This is a genomic window from Microcystis sp. M144S2 (genome assembly GCF_020246065.1).
GTDB lineage: Bacteria > Cyanobacteriota > Cyanobacteriia > Cyanobacteriales > Microcystaceae > Microcystis > Microcystis ichthyoblabe_A.
Genome location: NZ_JADBTR010000050.1, coordinates 30,293 through 43,103, shown reverse-complemented (window position 1 = coordinate 43,103; position 12,811 = coordinate 30,293). Strand labels below are relative to the sequence as shown.

13 protein-coding genes are annotated in these 12,811 nt (G+C 41.2%); 3 read left to right on the top strand and 10 right to left on the bottom strand.

Going from position 1 to position 12,811, the window contains the following annotated elements:
* Positions 1-35: 35 nt before the first annotated feature.
* A complete protein-coding gene (gene glyS, locus IM462_RS06825; RefSeq protein WP_287699704.1) occupies positions 36-2,168 on the bottom strand; it encodes a glycine--tRNA ligase subunit beta in 2,133 nt (710 codons plus the stop codon).
* Positions 2,169-2,300: 132 nt separating this feature from the next.
* Here glyS and IM462_RS06820 point away from each other — a divergent pair, with 132 nt between their 5' ends.
* The gene (locus tag IM462_RS06820) at positions 2,301-2,885 is read left to right on the top strand and encodes a MiaE family protein (RefSeq protein ID WP_287699703.1); all 585 of its coding nucleotides are present in this window, start codon (positions 2,301-2,303) and stop codon (positions 2,883-2,885) included.
* Between the two features lie 28 nt (positions 2,886-2,913).
* On the opposite strand, the gene IM462_RS06815 is transcribed toward IM462_RS06820, so the two are convergent.
* Together IM462_RS06815 and IM462_RS06810 are read right to left on the bottom strand one after the other, a co-directional pair.
* A complete protein-coding gene (locus IM462_RS06815; RefSeq protein WP_287699702.1) occupies positions 2,914-4,104 on the bottom strand; it encodes a GNAT family N-acetyltransferase in 1,191 nt (396 codons plus the stop codon).
* A gap of 36 nt (positions 4,105-4,140) precedes the next feature.
* Complete coding sequence (locus IM462_RS06810; RefSeq protein WP_287699701.1) at positions 4,141-4,821, bottom strand: RibD family protein; 681 nt, start codon at positions 4,819-4,821, stop codon at positions 4,141-4,143.
* Between the two features lie 91 nt (positions 4,822-4,912).
* Between IM462_RS06810 and IM462_RS06805 the strand changes: the two genes are divergently transcribed.
* On the top strand, positions 4,913-6,838 hold the full coding sequence (locus IM462_RS06805) for a sensor histidine kinase (RefSeq protein ID WP_287699700.1): 1,926 nt from the start codon (positions 4,913-4,915) through the stop codon (positions 6,836-6,838).
* Positions 6,839-6,879: 41 nt separating this feature from the next.
* Here IM462_RS06805 and pheA read toward each other — a convergent pair whose 3' ends face one another.
* The gene (gene pheA, locus IM462_RS06800) at positions 6,880-7,734 is read right to left on the bottom strand and encodes a prephenate dehydratase (protein ID WP_287699699.1); all 855 of its coding nucleotides are present in this window, start codon (positions 7,732-7,734) and stop codon (positions 6,880-6,882) included.
* 114 nt (positions 7,735-7,848) lie between these two features.
* A complete protein-coding gene (locus tag IM462_RS06795; RefSeq protein WP_287699698.1) occupies positions 7,849-8,766 on the bottom strand; it encodes a ribonuclease D in 918 nt (305 codons plus the stop codon).
* Between the two features lie 18 nt (positions 8,767-8,784).
* Between IM462_RS06795 and IM462_RS06790 the strand changes: the two genes are divergently transcribed.
* On the top strand, positions 8,785-9,273 hold the full coding sequence (locus IM462_RS06790) for a universal stress protein (protein ID WP_149987986.1): 489 nt from the start codon (positions 8,785-8,787) through the stop codon (positions 9,271-9,273).
* 9 nt (positions 9,274-9,282) lie between these two features.
* On the opposite strand, the gene lepB is transcribed toward IM462_RS06790, so the two are convergent.
* The 5 genes from lepB to IM462_RS06765 form a co-directional block, all read right to left on the bottom strand.
* Positions 9,283-9,858 (bottom strand): signal peptidase I, encoded by a 576-nt coding sequence (gene lepB / locus IM462_RS06785; RefSeq protein ID WP_104395402.1) that lies wholly within the window; start codon positions 9,856-9,858, stop codon positions 9,283-9,285.
* Positions 9,858-10,691 (bottom strand): nucleoside triphosphate pyrophosphohydrolase, encoded by an 834-nt coding sequence (gene mazG / locus IM462_RS06780; protein ID WP_287699697.1) that lies wholly within the window; start codon positions 10,689-10,691, stop codon positions 9,858-9,860. The genes lepB and mazG overlap by 1 nt, the downstream gene beginning before the upstream one ends.
* A gap of 502 nt (positions 10,692-11,193) precedes the next feature.
* The gene (locus IM462_RS06775; RefSeq protein ID WP_271947410.1) at positions 11,194-11,565 is read right to left on the bottom strand and encodes a hypothetical protein; all 372 of its coding nucleotides are present in this window, start codon (positions 11,563-11,565) and stop codon (positions 11,194-11,196) included.
* A 391-nt stretch (positions 11,566-11,956) separates the two neighbouring features.
* On the bottom strand, positions 11,957-12,424 hold the full coding sequence (locus IM462_RS06770; RefSeq protein ID WP_002803367.1) for a nucleotide exchange factor GrpE: 468 nt from the start codon (positions 12,422-12,424) through the stop codon (positions 11,957-11,959).
* Positions 12,425-12,426: 2 nt separating this feature from the next.
* Positions 12,427-12,798: a J domain-containing protein gene (locus IM462_RS06765; RefSeq protein WP_002803365.1), complete on the bottom strand. Its 372-nt coding sequence runs from the start codon at positions 12,796-12,798 to the stop codon at positions 12,427-12,429.
* Positions 12,799-12,811: the final 13 nt, after the last annotated feature.

Sequence of the window (12,811 nt, the reverse complement as noted above, 5' to 3'; positions counted from 1 at the left end):
AACTGATAACTGATAACTGATAACTGATAACTGAATTATCCCTTGACAATTGCGCCAAAATCTGCTAGGACTCGGGCGTGATTTCGCAGTAAACCCAACAGATTTAAACGATTGCGACGGACAGATTCTTTTTCTGCCATCACTAACACACTATTTTCGCCATCAAAAAAGTCAGCCACCAGGGGAGAAATTGCCGTTAAAGCAGTGACGAGACGCTGATAATCTCTTTGCTCTTTTGCGCTGATAGTTTCGGGAATTAGGGCAATTAAAGCGTCATAAAATGCTGGTTCGGAGGATTGTTCAAATAACTCCGTATCGATGATTGCCTTGGCTTCTAGGGTAGTTGTATCTAAATCTCCTTTTTGTGCTAAACGGGTGGAGCGATTGACGGTTTCATAGATGTTGGCTAACTGACCATCCTGACGAATTTGTGATAAAAAGCGAGCGCGTTCACGGGTATCTAATAAATTTTCTAAAGCGCGAGACTTATACTCCGGATCGTTTTCCCCTAAAACTGCATTAACGAGATCATAATCTATCCTCAAATCATCAATTAAGAGAGTTTGCAGACGTTGTAAAAAGAAATCTTTAATCAGATTGACCGGGTTGGGTTTATCGGGATGACTGGTGACAAAATCCTTAGCTATTTGCTCAATTAATGCCAAAAGATTGATATTAAAATTGGCTGACCAGATAATACTAATTATTGCATTGGCAGCCCGACGGAGAGCGAAGGGATCTGAGGAACCAGTGGGCAGCATTCCCAGTCCAAAAATACCGACTAAAGTATCTAAGCGATCGGCAATTCCCACCACTTGACCGGTTATTGTTTCCGGGAGTATATCCCCGGCATTGCGAGGCAGATAATGTTCAAAAATGCCCCGGGCAACTACGGCCGATTCACCGCTAATTAAAGCATATTTTTCGGCCATTACTCCCTGTAATTCGGGGAATTCGTAAACCATTTGGGTAACTAAATCCGCTTTACAAAGCATGGCAGTGGACTCTATATCACTGCGACTTTGTTCATCGAGATTTAACTGTTCGACGATCATCTGGGCAATTTCCATAATCCGATCGACTTTATCGCGCATGGTTCCCAATTCTTCTTGGAAAGTGACGGTTTCCAGTTGGGGAAGAAAACTATCTAAGGGTTCATCACAATCGGCAGTATAGAAAAATCTGGCATCGGCTAACCGTGCGCGGATAACCCTTTCATTTCCCGCGGAGATAATCTCAGATTTCTGGGGATCGCCATTGGAAATAGTGATGAAATAGGGTGACAAACCCTGGGGAGTTTTCACCGGGAAATAACGCTGATGTGTCACCATCACGGTAATAATTACTTCTGGGGGTAATTCCAGAAATTCATCGTCAAATTTGCCGACAATTGCCGTGGGATATTCGACTAAGTTAGTCACTTCTGCTAATAAATCGGCGGGAATTTCTGCCACTCCCTCCAGTTGTTTGGCCAGGGTGGTAATCTGATCAGTAATTATCTGTTGACGCGCTTGCGGATCTGCTTCCACAAAAATTGATCGCAAACTGGTTAAATATGCTTGGGGGTGACTAATGGCTAGGGATTGCGGGTGTAGAATGCGATGACCAAAAGTTAATCGATCGCTGGTTAAAGTGGTAGAGCCATTAATTAATTCTAGGGGTAAAACTTCCCCATCAACTAAAGTTAATAACCAACGAATTGGCCGGGGAAATCTTAAATCTCCATCTCCCCAACGCATAAAACGTCTTCCTTCCAAACGAGTAATCCATTGGGGAATTAATTCGCTTAAAATCTCGGCTGTTGGACGACCCGGAATCGTTTTTTCAATATAGACAAATTCTCCTTTGTCTGTGGCGCGAATTGAGAAAGCGTCGGTGCTAACTCCCTGTTTTCGAGCAAAACCCTCACCAGCGGGGGTAATTTTGCCATTTTTGTAGGCTGCACTAACTGGCGGTCCTTTGATCTCCTCGCTGCGAGCCTCTTGCTCCGTCGGTAATCCTGTGATTAACACGGCCAAACGGCGCGGGGTTGCGTAAACTTGAATAGCAGTCGCGTCCAGAGATTCCGTCTCTAAACTCTTGCTAACTCTTTCCCGCCATTGTGCGATCGCGCTATCGACAAAATCTGCGGGTAGTTCTTCTGTACCGACTTCCAGTAAAAAATCCATCTGATTGATTGGCCGTGTTTATGCTTCACCAATCATCTAGGCTATCACAGAAGCCGTGTCCTTAGTTTTTGACTGGTGTTGTTCGACTTTTTGGGTTAGGGTGAAAGATGAAGCAAATTGGAATCAGCGACGATGGGAAAGATTAATTTATTAGTCAGTGCCACCTCTGAGGATTGGATAGAACAGGCAATTAATAATTTAGGGATTATTCTGCTCGATCATTCCCATTGTGAGCGAAAAGCGGCAGGAGTGGCCTTAAATCTCATGTTTCGTTATCCTTCCTACGCTTCCCTCGTGCGGAAATTAACGGCGATCGCACAAGAGGAATTAGAACATTTTGAACAGGTCAATCAATGGTTGGATAAATGGGGAATTCCCCTCGCTCCCTTAAATTCTCCCCCTTATGGTGCTAAATTAAAGGCCCAGATTCGTCACCAAGAACCCGATCGCCTTTTGGATTCTCTGTTAATATCAGCTTTAATTGAGGCGCGTTCCCACGAAAGATTAGGTTTATTGGCAGAATATTGTCCCGATCCTCAATTAGCTCAATTTTATCGCGGTTTAATGGCTTCCGAAGCGCGTCATTATGGTATTTATTGGCTATTAGCAGCGGATTATTTTGAACGGACAGTGATCGAGCAACGCTTAGAAACCCTAGCGGCGCTCGAAAGTGAAATTCTCACTACTCTGCACCCGGAACCTCGTATTCATAGTTGATTGCACCCAGGGACAAACCCTATCTAAATCACTCGTTAAACTCAATTTCTCTTTTAGAAAAGGGTAAATCTTGATTGATTGCATCAATTTCTTCCTGTTCCATTTGATTAATTTCCTGTATATAATTGCGGAGAATTTGAGTCATTTTGCCATGATAAAAACGGTGTAAACTGTGATTAGCAGTGGCGGGAAAACCCCGTCTTTTTTTATGTTGTCCTCCCGCACCGGGGTCAAACATGGTAATACCTTGACTAATTGCCCAATCGATCGGTTGATAGTAACAAGCTTCAAAATGTAAACAGTCGTACTCTTGAAAACTTCCCCAGTAACGACCATAAAGATTAGTATCTTTGCGAATACAAAAAGATAAACCCACCGGTTTAGTATCCTTTTCATTTTGGTAGGCAGTAATCAAAACCACTCGCTGACGATAATTCGGATATAATTGTTCAAAAAAATTTTGTGTCAGGTATTTACTTCCCCAGTAAAATTTATCACAGGTACTGCTATAAAACCGATAAATTAACGGGAATAAATGATGGGGAATTTCTTCGGCGGCCAGAGTTTTAATAATTAACCCCGCATTAGTCACCGCTTTCCGTTCCCGTTTAATGTTGCGGCGTTGATTAGCATTAAAAACCGTCAGATAATCTTCAAAACTTTGAAAACCCTTGTTATTCCAAATATAACTATGATGTAACCAGGGAGTAAAGCCAAAATTTTCCATTAAAATTCGCCATTGGGGATCCACAAAAAGAAAATGACAACCCGACAGATTATTTTGATCACAAAAATGATCAATTGCCGCTATCATTAAAGCAGTAATCTCCAGTTCATTTTCCCCCGGAGCAATTAAAAAACGATAACCTACCGCCGGAGTAAAAGGGGTCATTCCTAACAGTTTCGGATAGTATCTAATCCCTAAACGATGGGAAAGATCCGCCCATTGGTGGTCAAAGACAAATTCACCATAACTATGACTTTTAATATACAAAGGAGCGGCGGCAATTAACTCAGTACCGCGCCAAACGGTTAGATGAGCAGGTTGCCACCCCGTCCGTCCCGTGGCGCTGCCGGAAGTTTCGATATTATGTAACCATTCCCACTCTAGAAAGGGAGTAGTTAGGGGTTGAGCGAGAGCATCCCATTTTTGTTGGGGAATCTCACTCATTTTATCAATCCAAGCCACAGAATATTGAGGTTTAAGCTGTTCTACCATGGGACAAGATAAGTCAACCTTTTTATTTAAGGTAATCTAGTTTTGGGATTTGTGGGAATCTCGTTCAAGGGAATAATGTAGGAAAATTTCTGCTTCCACGGTTTCCACGCTCAAAAGTTGTAATTTTCTGGCAGAATCAGCCATAAATCCAGGGCCTCCCAGGGGAGTTGCCGCTTTATTGCCTCCTAACAGCAACGGACAAATGGTTAGATGGATTTCATCGATTAGATCTTCAGCTAAAAGAGAGGCAATTAATTCACCTCCTCCCAAAATCGCCAGCTTTTTGATACCTAGGGCGGTAAATTGACTAAAAATGGTCTTCCAATCGCCGCAGACTAAAACAAGCTCAAATAAACCCCGATTTTCCCATGCCGCCACTTTTTCCGCTGCCGTGATTAACCAGCGAGGGAAAGGCTGCTGAAAAAATTTCATCCGGGGATCAAGCCGGCCTGAATAAGAACAAACGATCTGTATCGGTTGCGGGGATAATCCCCGTTGTTGACGGTATGCGAGAAAATCGCTATGACGGATAGGAAGACTGGTGTGATAAGCACGCAGGGTGTTAGCACCGAATAAAGCGGCATCCATGCGCGATAAATGTTGTTCTAGACGCATTTTATCGGTAGCAGAGGCAAATCTGGCCGCTGACTGGTAAGCGTCGGCAATTTTACCATCGGCACTCATGGCTAAAATAACGGTGGTGTGAGGATGATTCATGGCAAATGATGAGGGATATCACCGGATCCGATTGGTGAATAGGCTAGTATAGTCTGGAGTTTGATAGCAAGAATCAAACCGATTTCTGCCCATGTCTATCGGTCAATCCTCCTTTCGTCGTATTCTGCTCTCTCGCCTACTCCTAGTCAGTGTACCTGTACTACTGATGGGTGTTTATGTCACCTATCGTAAGGCGCGATCGGCTTTTTTGGAAACGGCCCGTCAAAATCTCACCGAAAGTGCCATCAGAAAAGCAGACAATATTGAGCAATCAATTCAACTTTTGCAGGTCAATCTGATCACTGCGGGGGAAAGTCTGGTTTTAAAACAGGGAACCTTAGCCGAAAAACAAGCTTTTTTACAACAATTCACGGCGCAGCTTCCTAATCAGATTAACTGTGTGGAATTAATTGATATTAAAACCAAGAAACCTTTATTAAATCGAGCCTGTGAACCAGAAATTATCAAAGTTTTACCTCTGGAAAGATGGACAGAGAAACGGACTAGCTTTGCTGGAAACATCGAAAATATTTTAATTAAAAGTTTACCTCGACAACTTTTAACCAAATCTCCCAATAATAATCGTCAATTAGAATTAGTTTTTGCTGTTCCCATCTACGATAATCAAGGACAATTACAATCTAGTCTGATTCTGCAAACTTCTCTACTTTACCGTGAGAAGGTTTTACCCGGTTCTTTATCAGGTTATCCCGTGGTTATTTCTGAAAATGGCATTATTCTCGCTCATCCCTATTTTCATCGCATTGGTAGGCATATCAGTCAAGAAGCTGATGCTGAACGCCTCAATCTGATCATCAGTAATGCTGTTAAAGGTCGGCAGAGATTTCTCCATTTATTTTCTTTCGAGAAAGATGGCAAAGAATTAGTCGCAGGTTATAGTTCCCTCCCCAGTCCATTTACGGGAGAATCATCGCAAAAATGGATAGTTTTAGCCATTAGTCCCCTCTCCCAAGCTCTGGCTCCTCTACAACAAATTTGGGAGGCAATTTTTTATCTAATTTCTGGGTTATTATTAGCTTATTTAGTAACTATTGTACTGATTGCCAGGGATTTAGCTATACCTTTAGAAAAACTGCGAGATTATGCCTTAAATATTCAGAAAATTCCTTCCCAAAAGATTAGACCAGAAAACTTTAATATTCGAGAAATTAATCAGTTAGCCTCGGCCCTAGAGGGAATGCTCGAAAGGTTACGTCTTTGGGGAGAGGAAATAGTTAAGAGTCGGCAAGAAGCGGAAAATGCTAATCAATTAAAAAACCAATTTTTGGCTAATACTTCCCACGAATTACGCACCCCTCTTAATGGTATTATTGGCTCAATTCGTTGCGTTATGGATGGATTTTGTAACAGTGAGCAGGAGGAAAAAGAATATCTGCAACAAGCGGATAAGGCAGCCGTACATCTGTTGGAAATTATTGATGATATTCTCAGTATTGCTAAAATAGAAGCGGGCAAACTTTCTGTTAATCATGAACCAGTAGATTTACATCAAATTATCAATGAAGTTATTAATTTACAAACAGCTTCGCTGCAACGTAAGCACTTAAAATTCAATCTACTTTTTTGTCCAGAAATTCCTATAGTCTATGCTGATACTACTAAATTTAAACAGGTAATTTTGAATGTTATTTCTAACTCAATTAAATTTACTGATACAGGCACAATTTCTTTAATAACTCGCCTAGAAAATACACAGGCTATTATTACTATAATCGATACAGGAATCGGTATAGACCCCCAGCAGCAATCAAAATTATTTCGCCCCTTTGTGATGATTGATGGTTCCACAACGAGAAAATTTAGCGGTACGGGTTTAGGATTAGCTATTTCTAAGAATTTTATGAAAATGATGGGGGGAGATATTACTATCTCTAGTCAAGGTCAAGGTTTAGGAACAACTGTGGAAATTATTCTTCCTCTAGTGGGGGAAAAAAAGCTTGATTCTACCCCAGAGGAAAACTCATCTTTGCCGATTCTTCCCTCTCTTAAAAGCTAAAATATCTCTATTTAATTTCTGTAATTTATGAGGAATTTAGTTTATAATTCCTCTAAACTTTCTACAGGCAAATTAACCACCTGATAAGCACCAAAAACCTCGATCGCATCGGTATAATTGGTTAATTCTTCTAAAGTTGCCGCGATTAAATGCTGTTGATCTGGATTAATTTCTAGATCGATAAAAAATATGTATTCACCTAAAGATATTTTAGTTGGTCGCGATTCAATCCGAGATAAATTAAGCTGACGTTTGGCAAAAACTTCTAAAGGTTTCACTAAAGCACCCGGTTGATCTAAAACTTGAAAAGCGAGGGACATTCGCTCCCCTTGGGGATGGGAAGTTAAAGCCATTACCCAAAAACGGGTACAATTATCGGGATAATCATTAATTGGTTGTGTTAATATTGGTACATTATAGAGTTTTGCCGCCCGGGGGGAAGCAATAGCGGCCGAATTAGCCTCTCGATCGAGAATTTGAATCGCTTCTGTGGTAGAATTGGTGGGAATAATTGGCACGTTAGGTAAATTATTTTCTAGCCATTTTTGACATTGGGCTAAAGCTTGGGGATGGGAATAAACGGTTTTAATTTCTGTTAGCGATTGTCTGGGAGATAGAAGTGCATGGGAAATCGGTAAAACTAATTCTTGTTGAATCTGTAACCCAGGTAATTGCCATAAAGCATCAAGAGTCATTACCACACTTCCTTCGGTGGAATTTTCCACCGGGACTACTGCTAAATCGGCCTGATTTTGGACAATTGATCGCAAGGCCAAGGCAATGCTAGGATAGGGTATTAATTGACGAGGCTGGGGTGGTAAACTATTAGCAAATGCTAAAGCGGCTGTTTCTGAATAGGTTCCCACCGGTCCCAGATAAGCGATCTTTACAGTCATTTAGATTATCCCCGCAAGCAATTTTTTCTAGCTATTACAGCCATTCTCATAAATATCAAGTATAACCTAATTTGGTATTTACTCCTATCTCCTATCTGCTGAATTCTGCTATAATCATCTCAAGTCAGCTTCACTTTGTTTGATGGTCAATTGACTGATTTTTTGGCGATTTTCCTCGATGGTTAACCCTTGGGCTAAATCCCCCAATTCTTTGAGCAGATCATTAGTTAAGGAGAGAGATATTTGGCTATCCTGACCCGATAAATAGACAACTTTGGCTAATTCAGCCAGTTTAACTTTTTTGCTGGTGCGATTTTGGTAACTGACCGAAAATCCGTTAATCTCTGCAGCCTCTTGCTCAATCATTGCCGATTTTAAACGTTCCTTGAGATGTTCCATCTCTGTATCTAAAATCTTCCATTGCTGGTAAATTTCCCAATAACGATTAGTTAATCTTTTCAGATTCTCACCGGCAGGATCGGGAGTAATTAAATGGGAAAGCTGCAAAAGACGATGGTGGATTTGGGCCGTATATACGGGGTCTTTTTGTGCATATTCTAGCTGGGCAACAGTTAAAGGTCTTTTGCCCCAGTTTCCCCCCTGTTCAGTCTTATCAATAGGGGGAAAATGACAAAGACATTCAGCCAGGGTTTTTAGTTGATAATTGGGTAAAGGAGCAATATAGTAGGGAACCTTTTTAGCTAACTCTAGGGTACAGGTAATTTTTTTAACTTGGCTTTTACCGCCCAAAAATTTACAATCATAACTAGCATTGTGAAAAACCTTTTCTATCCGGTCAACCAGCATGATTTTAGTGATAAAATAGTTAGTAAAATCCGGTTGATCGAGAACATCCAAAATTGTCACCCGCTCCCCCGTTAAGTCCGTGGAATCAGCCAGAATTTGAATCAGAGACAAACGCGGAGTCTTGCTATTGTAATCGGCCACTTCCGTATCTAACCAAAGAATGGGAAAATGACAAAAGTGATCGATCGCATTACTAATAGCGTCGGATTCCGTTAAATAAGACATGGTTGCAGAGGCTGAAAAATGTATCAAAAAATCTTGATAGCAGTAGATTTATCAGAGATGGGGGAGAGTGTCTTTAAGGAGGCTGTATCCTTAGCCAGTAAGTACGAAGCTAACCTTCTACTACTGCACGTCCTTTCCCCTGAAGAAGATTATAGCCCTTTACCGATTCCACCCAACTTAGCCGATATTTACCCCGCCCAGGGTAATGATCTCACTCTCGATTTTTGGCGGCAACAATGGGAAGAATTCGAGCAGAAAGGGGTGGCCATGTTGCAAAAAAGGGCTAATCAGGCGGGAGAAATGGGTGTTAAGGGAGAATACCGGCAAATTTACGGTCATGCAGCCAAAACTATCTGTAAAGTGGCGCGAGAGGAAAATATTGATTTAATTGTCATTGGTCGGCGTGGGCGATCGGGTCTAGGAGAGTTATTCTTAGGTAGTGTGAGTAATTATGTTCTCCATCATGCCCCCTGTTCCGTCTTAATTGTTCAACATCGTCAGGGCTAAAAATTTCTGTCAGCGATTCCCCCCTAAAATCCCCAAACGATTAAAGGGAAAAAAGCGAAAAACCGCCCTACCAATCACGTTATTTTCCGGTAAAAACCCCCAGATATGGGAGTCATTGCTATTATTGCGATTGTCTCCCATGACAAATAAATTATTTTCCGGCACAAGCAAAGGCATTAAATTATATTGAGGGGATTCGAGAATATAATCCTCTGACAAGGGTTGATTATTCAGGTAAATTTTGCCCTCCTTGACAGCAATCACATCCCCTGCGGTGGCAATCACTCTTTTAATAAAAGCTTGGTCCTTTTGATATCCCTGTAATTGTAATTGTACCGGCGGTTCAAAGACGACGATATCCCCCCGTCGAGGAGGATGGAAATCGTAGGAAAGTTTTTCCACCACTAAGCGATCGCCCTGTTCTAAAGTGGGTAACATAGAATCGGAGGGGATAAAACGAGGTTCAGCCACAAAAGTGCGGATCAGCAGGGCTAAAACCAAAGCTATAGTGATAATTTGCAGATTTTCTCGAATAGAAGCCCAAAAACTCTTAGATTTGTCCTTATTAATTTCTTGCTCTTGCATTATTGCCCGGATGATGGTTGGTGTAACTTAGCTTTCGCTTGCTGCCAAAAAACTGTTAATTCCTCTAGTGTATAGTCATGGAGAGGCTTTTCTGCCACGGATTCCACTAGGGAAAAACGTTGAATAAAACGCAGATTAGTCTCTTGTAAGGCGATGCTGGGGTCCAAATCATACCAGCGAGCCAAATTGACAATAGTAAAGAGTAAATCGCCTAATTCGGCCTGTTGATGCTCTTTATCGCCCGATTCTAGGGACTCTTGCCATTCTGCTAACTCTTCGCCGAATTTTTCCCAGACTCCTGCGATATTTTCCCACTCAAAACCGACTCGCGCCGCTTGCCGAGAAATTTTCATCGCCCCGATCAAGGGTGGTAAAGTTTGGGCATAACGGGTTAATTTGCCGCTAATAGTCGGGTCATTTTTTTCCTCAGCTTTGATTTTCTCCCAATTTTGACGTACCTGTTCGGGATTTTCTAGGGATAGCTGCCCGAAAACGTGGGGATGACGACGAATTAATTTATCAGTGATGCCTCTAGCCACTTCTTCTAGGCTAAAATTACCCTCATCGCTGGCAATTTGGGCTTGTAAAACCACCTGTAGCAGTAAATCGCCTAATTCCTCGGCAATGGCAGTTTTATCACCGCTTTTAATCGCCGCTACCACCTCATAAGCTTCTTCGATAACGTAGGGAATCAGGGTTTCCGGGGTTTGGGCTAAATCCCAAGGACAGCCGCTTTCTGGATCTCGTAAACGGGCAACAACGCTGATTAAATGGTTTAATGCCGCTAAGATGGCCTTGTAACTGGGATTGTCGGTTTCTGGAAGGCTAGACATCGATTTTTTCCGGTTTTCTCGCCCATTATACCGGTTAGTTATCAGTTATCAGTGATCAGTTATCAGTTATCAGTTATCAGATGTGAGTTTTCAGTTAACTGATTACTGTTTAAGTAGTCTTGCAAAATAAATTTCCTAGTGAAGATAGGTAAGAGACAAGAGGCAAAAGGCAAAAGCTTTATCGAAATGTGTAACTAATTTTGCTTAGGTACTTATCAACCACAGCCAAAAAGCTCTCATCTCCCTATCTTCCTAATATTCAGTTACAGCCTTTCTCATAATAGATGAAGTTTAACCTAATTTGAGCGAAGACCTACCCCCAAAACGAAAACTTTGTACCTCACCATTCAGATAACTGCTTTAGTTCAATAACAATGAAAAAACCCGGTAAAACCGGGTTGCACTAGCTTGGAGTGTGTATAATCAACCGATAAGGCAGTTGAAAACTTAAATAAATCTAAATAGAAAAAAGGTAAGCAATTCCGCTGTAAGAAAATCAGATTTAATGAATCATCCCGCAAGTTAGGGGACAAGAAGCATAAACAGCTTGATGAGAAGTTTTTACCTCACCGTGTAACCAGTGCAGCCAGCTAACTTCATGGGGATGAACACCTTTTGCTGCTAACAAAGCGGCACTAATTAGGATAGCCAAAATGTTAATACCAATAATCATTCCCGCCACTAAAAGCACGGAACTAACCGGTAAAACTGACTGTAAGACAATCGCAGACAATGCCCCCACTGTCATCATTAATACTACTAAAGGAAATCCCACTACTAATAAACAGACAGTGAGGACGAAACTCCAGAGAAGAAAGCTTTTTAGCATTGCTAAAGAAACGTGGCCCCAGTTATTTCTTGCGGTTAATTGCATCTTCCTGACCTCTTACAAACTTGGTGGTCTAACTTTTCTGCACGTTGGCTCAAAGTTGATGAAGACCAGTATAGGAAAAACACCGAAGAAAATGAGCTATTCGCAATATAAATTTACAATCATCGCCGATCATCTATGTTATATGTATCGAACTATTACAAGAATCGGCCAGAGGTATCGAAAACTTTACAATCGGTTTCCCTTGATCCCCAATCCAGTTTCCTACTGAAATCCTTGATCCCCGTCGATAATCCTTTCTTGTCTCCCTGCCCTCAGATTTTTCCTCGTCTCCTTGTAACAAATATTTACAAGTACCTCTAGAATTCTCAGAAAATAAGTGGACGGGAGCGCCAGAGTGCCGAGTTGGGAGTGGGAAGTGGCAAAGGGTTATCTATTCTTGTTTAGATGTAATAACCTCCATCGGTCTGAGTAATTTATCCTCGATAGTAAATCCCTGCCTGACTATTTTTGTGATCGTCTGTTCTGCCAAATCGGGGCGTATTTCTCGCTCCACCACCTGACAAATAGTAAAATCTGGCTGATCAGCGGACAGTTCTATTTTCAGCACCTGACGTTTTTCTAGAATACTTAATAATTTTGTCTGTACACTTTTTAAAGATTTCGGTAATCTTTTCCAGACTCGCTCATCTGGTTCGGGTCGATCTTCTAAAAAATTTAATAACGATTCGAGGGTATCAAACACCTCTAATAGTTCTAAAAAAATCTGTTCTTTTTCCGATCGATTGTTCTCTCCTTGCTGCCGTAAAGCTTGTTTTAAACTTGCCTCCTCGTTGATTAAATTTACAATTAGGCTTAATAATTTATTTCTATCTTCTTGGCTAATTTTGTAATTATTCATCCTTAGTCCTCCCCAAAATTTAGGTCTTTGAGTATCGATGAAGCCAGTTCGCCAGCGACTTTTTTAAATTGTTCTTGATCGTAATTATTAATATCATCCATGCTATTTAAGATTTCTAAAGATGGTAAAGGTTCAGACAATTCCGAGAAAGACATGGTTTTCAAGCGTTGAACCAGAGGGAGATGAGGACGTAAATAATCGGCAACTATCCTATCTTGAGGATTCATTAATATCTTACGCGCTTTAGCTATACTATCCATAGAATAGCTACGTCGTTTCATAGCTAGACCAAAAGCTTTAGTGATTTCGGCAGTGGAAGCGGCTGGAGAAATTTCTAGAATATCGTAAGGATTACTATCTAAATTATCGTACATTCATCTAACTCCC

Bases quoted from the DNA above. Each gene is read 5' to 3' on its own strand.
- IM462_RS06805 (WP_287699700.1), top strand. From the start codon at position 4,913: ATGTCTATCGGTCAATCCTCCTTTCGTCGTATTCTGCTCTCTCGCCTA.
- IM462_RS06815 (WP_287699702.1), bottom strand. From the start codon at position 4,104: ATGGTAGAACAGCTTAAACCTCAATATTCTGTGGCTTGGATTGATAAA.
- IM462_RS06790 (WP_149987986.1), top strand. From the start codon at position 8,785: ATGTATCAAAAAATCTTGATAGCAGTAGATTTATCAGAGATGGGGGAG.
- glyS (WP_287699704.1), bottom strand. From the start codon at position 2,168: ATGGATTTTTTACTGGAAGTCGGTACAGAAGAACTACCCGCAGATTTT.
- lepB (WP_104395402.1), bottom strand. From the start codon at position 9,858: ATGCAAGAGCAAGAAATTAATAAGGACAAATCTAAGAGTTTTTGGGCT.
- mazG (WP_287699697.1), bottom strand. From the start codon at position 10,691: ATGTCTAGCCTTCCAGAAACCGACAATCCCAGTTACAAGGCCATCTTA.
- IM462_RS06795 (WP_287699698.1), bottom strand. From the start codon at position 8,766: ATGTCTTATTTAACGGAATCCGACGCTATTAGTAATGCGATCGATCAC.
- pheA (WP_287699699.1), bottom strand. From the start codon at position 7,734: ATGACTGTAAAGATCGCTTATCTGGGACCGGTGGGAACCTATTCAGAA.
- IM462_RS06765 (WP_002803365.1), bottom strand. From the start codon at position 12,798: ATGTACGATAATTTAGATAGTAATCCTTACGATATTCTAGAAATTTCT.
- IM462_RS06820 (WP_287699703.1), top strand. From the start codon at position 2,301: ATGGGAAAGATTAATTTATTAGTCAGTGCCACCTCTGAGGATTGGATA.
- IM462_RS06810 (WP_287699701.1), bottom strand. From the start codon at position 4,821: ATGAATCATCCTCACACCACCGTTATTTTAGCCATGAGTGCCGATGGT.
- IM462_RS06770 (WP_002803367.1), bottom strand. From the start codon at position 12,424: ATGAATAATTACAAAATTAGCCAAGAAGATAGAAATAAATTATTAAGC.
- IM462_RS06775 (WP_271947410.1), bottom strand. From the start codon at position 11,565: ATGCAATTAACCGCAAGAAATAACTGGGGCCACGTTTCTTTAGCAATG.